At 62.4% G+C, this 4,047-nt stretch carries 3 protein-coding genes and 1 pseudogene; all 4 read left to right on the plus strand.

Annotated elements, in window-relative coordinates:
• The first annotated feature begins 434 nt into the window (after nucleotides 1-434).
• Nucleotides 435-1,901, plus strand: coding sequence for a serine--tRNA ligase (gene serS / locus EOC93_RS32850; RefSeq protein WP_127206689.1), 1,467 nt, complete (start codon nucleotides 435-437; stop codon nucleotides 1,899-1,901).
• Entirely contained in the window at nucleotides 1,901-2,659 is a 759-nt protein-coding gene (gene surE / locus EOC93_RS32855) for a 5'/3'-nucleotidase SurE (protein WP_126106222.1), read from the plus strand. Before serS ends, surE begins: the two co-directional genes overlap by 1 nt.
• Nucleotides 2,656-3,321, plus strand: coding sequence for a protein-L-isoaspartate(D-aspartate) O-methyltransferase (locus EOC93_RS32860; RefSeq protein ID WP_185928323.1), 666 nt, complete (start codon nucleotides 2,656-2,658; stop codon nucleotides 3,319-3,321). The genes surE and EOC93_RS32860 overlap by 4 nt, the downstream gene beginning before the upstream one ends.
• 212 nt (nucleotides 3,322-3,533) lie before the next feature.
• Nucleotides 3,534-4,047: pseudogene (locus tag EOC93_RS32865) on the plus strand (peptigoglycan-binding protein LysM); the annotation flags it as partial.

The following is a 4,047-nucleotide window of genomic DNA, read 5'->3' on the forward strand; positions in this document are numbered from 1 at the left end:
GAACGGGAACGTCTGGCGCGCGAGAAGCGGGAGGCCGCAGAAGAGGTGGCCGAAAAGCCCGCGGACGCGCCTTCGACGTAGGCTGGCCGGAGGCCTTAATCAAGGTTTGCGGGACAGCGCCCCCCTCTGTCCTGCCGGACATCTCCCCCACAAGGAGGGAGATTGGCAGCTTTGCCCGACGGCTCACTTCTTGGAATCCGGAGATTAGCGAAGGTCATGATGACAGCCAATCTCCCCACCCGTGGGGGAGATGTCCGGCAGGACAGAGGGGGGGCGCGAAGGAACTCGATCTTCACATCTTGCATCGGTCAAGGATGCGGTTTACGCCCTCTGGCCTAAAACGCGATGCGTTTTAGGTCTTTGTTTTGGGCATGTCGTTGTCCCAAAACCGCTGTGCACTTTTGGGCGACATGCCCGCCGAGGACGATCAAACCATGCTCGACATCAAATGGATTCGCGACAATCCGAAGGCCCTTGTCGAGGCGCTCAAGAAGCGCTCCTGGTCAGCTGAGGACGCGCAGTCCACGGTCGATGATCTGATCGCCAGCGACGAGGCGCGACGCGAGCATCTGACCGAGCTTCAAACCAGGCAGGAGCGCCGTAACGCCGCCTCGAAGGAGATCGGCAACGCGATGCGTTCGGGCGACGCCGCCCTTGCCGAAAAGCTCAAAGCCGAAGTCGGCGAGATCAAGGCTTTCATCCAGAACGGCGAGGCGCGCGAACGCGAACTCGACAAGGCGCTGAATGACGCATTGGCCGTGCTGCCCAATGTGCCGCTCGACGACGTGCCGGTCGGCAAGAACGAGGACGACAATGTCGTCAAGCGCATCGTCGGCAAGGTGCCAACCCGTCCGAACTGGGTGAAGGAGCATTTCGAGATCGGCGAAGCGCTCGGCATGATGGATTTCGAGCGGGCCGCGAAACTGTCGGGCTCGCGCTTCACTGTGCTGAAGAACGGGCTGGCGCGGATGGAGCGCGCGCTCGGCCAGTTCATGCTCGACCTGCACACGACCGAGCACGGCTACGTAGAGATCCAGCCGCCGCTGATGGTGAATCGCCAAACGATGTTTGGGACAGGGCAGCTTCCGAAATTTGAAGAAGATCTTTTTGCGACACAGCGTGCGTTCACCGATGACGCGAAAGGCCAAATCGTAAAACAGCTGCTTGAAAGCGGCGCTATCAAAGCGACTCCCGTCGATTTGATGATGTTGGATGAGGATGAGAAAAGGAAAATTAAGGCACAAGAATTTGCCGCTGGGCTAAACGCCCTAGTAGAGTTTGCGGGCGACAAGACTTACTTCCTCATCCCCACCGCCGAAGTGCCGCTGACCAACCTCGTTCGCGAGGAAATCACGGCGCATGAAAAGCTGCCGCTGCGATACACTGCGTTGACGCCGTGCTTCCGCTCGGAAGCCGGCTCGGCCGGGCGCGACACGCGCGGCATGCTGCGCCAGCACCAGTTCTACAAGGTCGAGCTGGTCTCGATCACCGATCAGGAATCGTCGCTCGCCGAGCACGAGCGGATGACCGAATGCGCTGAAGCGGTGTTGAAACGGCTGGAATTGCCGTTCCGCACCATGACGCTATGCACCGGCGATATGGGCTTTGGCGCGCGCAAGACCCACGACATCGAGGTCTGGCTGCCGGGCCAGAACGCCTATCGCGAGATTTCGTCCTGCTCGGTGTGCGGCGATTTCCAGGCGCGGCGCATGGACGCCCGCTACAAGGACAAGGACGGCAAGGGCAACCGCTTCGTCCACACGCTGAACGGCTCCGGCACCGCCCTCGGCCGCGCTCTTATTGCCGTCATCGAAAACTATCAGAATGAGGATGGCAGCGTAACCATTCCTGAAGCGCTTCGGCCTTACATGGGCGGTCTGGAAAAGATCGAATCGAAATAATGCGCATCCTCCTGACCAATGATGACGGCATCCATGCCGAAGGCCTCGCATCGCTTGAACGCGTCGCCCGGACGCTGTCGGACGATGTCTGGGTGGTGGCGCCGGAGCAGGACCAGTCCGGCTATGCGCATTCGCTGTCGATCTCGGAGCCGCTGCGCCTGAGGAAGATCGGCGAAAAACACTTTGCCGTGCGTGGCACGCCGACCGATTGCGTCATCATGGGCGTGAAGAAGATCCTGCCCGCAGCACCCGACCTGATCCTGTCCGGCGTCAATTCCGGCGCCAACATCGCCGACGACGTCACCTATTCGGGCACCGTCGCCGGCGCTATGGAAGGCGCGTTGCTCGGCGTGCGCTCGATCGCGCTCAGCCAGGCCTATTCCTACGTCGGCGAGGATCGCGTCGTTCCCTACGAGACCACCGAGGCGCTGGCACCGGCGCTACTCAAAAAGCTTGTCGCCATGCCCCTGCCGGACGGCGTGCTGCTCAACGTCAATTTTCCCAATTGCGCGCCAGAAGAGGTCGCCGGCACGGTGGTCACCTCGCAAGGCAAGCTCGTCCACAGCCTGTGGGTCGACGAGCGCCGCGACGGCCGCGGGCTTCCCTATTATTGGCTGCGCTTCGGCCGCGAGCCGGTCGAGGGCAAGCAAGGCACCGACCTCTATGCCTTGCGCAACCGACTGGTGTCGGTGACGCCGCTGCAGCTCGATCTCACCGCTCATGAAATCCGAGATCAACTGACCAAGGCGCTCGCATGAACCTGAACCACGGTCCGACGGTCGACGACCGGGAAGGCTTCGCCGCGTTCCTGCTCCGCTTGCGTGGCAAGGGCGTCGTGCCGAAGGCGCTGATCGCCGCCTTCGAGGCGACGCCGCGGCGCGGCTTCCTTTCCGCGCAGTTCCATCCGATCGCCTGGTCGGACCGGATGCTGCCGATCGAATGCGGCGAGGCGATCGAGGGCGCTGATCTGCAAGCAGCGGTGATCGCAGCGCTTGCCATCGAGCCGGGCAACCGCGTGCTCGAGATCGGTACCGGGTCAGGCTACACGGCGGGGGTGATGTCGCGGCTTGCCGCGCGGGTCGTCACCATCGACCGCTACAAGACGCTGGCCGAGCAGGCCAAACAGCGCTTCGAGGCGCTCGGAATCGGCAATGTCATCGTGCGCCAAGCGGACGGCTCCAACGGACTAGCCAATGAGGCGCCGTTCGACCGCATCGTCGCATGGGTGGCCTTCGACAGCCTGCCGCGCTTCCTGCTCGATCAATTGTCGAGCGGCGGCATCGTCATCGCACCGATCGGACCCGAGGAGGGCGAGCAGGTGCTGGCCAAACTGACCAAGGTCGGCAGCCGATTCGAACGTGAGGACATCGGCCTCGTCCGCCTGCAGCCGATCCTGCGCAGCGTAGCCGCGGTCATCTAGGATCTGTCGGTATTCAGGTGATGCCCGCAACCGACCTGTCTGGTCGCGTCGCGCCCGTCTCCGACTCGGCTCGACCTGAATCTCAACCCGACCAGGTTCAGCCTTAAATATTTTAAGAAAATTTGCGTCTGATTCTAGAGGTTTAACCGACCAGTAACATTAACGCGCTTTAATCACGGTCAGTCTGTACCGGGTATCTGCGGGTAAAAGCGATGCAATTCAGTATTTTGAAGGCAAACGGACGCAACCTGGCGCGTGGTTTCGCTGTCCTTATGGTTGCGAGCACCGCGGCGGGATGCAGTTCCCAGGTCTCGCGGTTCAACAGCGTCGATGACGTCTTCACGTCCTCGACCAACAACCAGCGCACCATCATCGACAAGCAGGATGCCGCCCAGCCTTATCCCGGCGATGCCCCGGTCTCGGCCGCGCCGCTCGACGGCAGCCATACCCAGTCGGTCAGCCGCTCAAGCCTCGAACCGGTTACGACACAGCAATTGCCGCCGGTCAGCCAGTCGCAGCCAGCCCCCGCGTTGGCGCCGGCCCGCACCGCTTCGGCGCCAGCCGCCCCCCAGGTCGACCGGACTGCAACCGGGACAGTGGCAAAGCCGTTCAAGGACGCACAGCCTGACGCTCCGCGCATGGCGACGGCAGGCAGCGAAGCGCGTGCCACCGAGATCATCGTCAGGGATGGCGAGACTATTTCCGGCCTGTCGCGGCGCTACGGCG

The sequence above is a fragment of the Mesorhizobium sp. M6A.T.Ce.TU.002.03.1.1 genome, from assembly GCF_003997275.1.
In the GTDB taxonomy this organism is placed as follows: domain Bacteria; phylum Pseudomonadota; class Alphaproteobacteria; order Rhizobiales; family Rhizobiaceae; genus Mesorhizobium; species Mesorhizobium mediterraneum.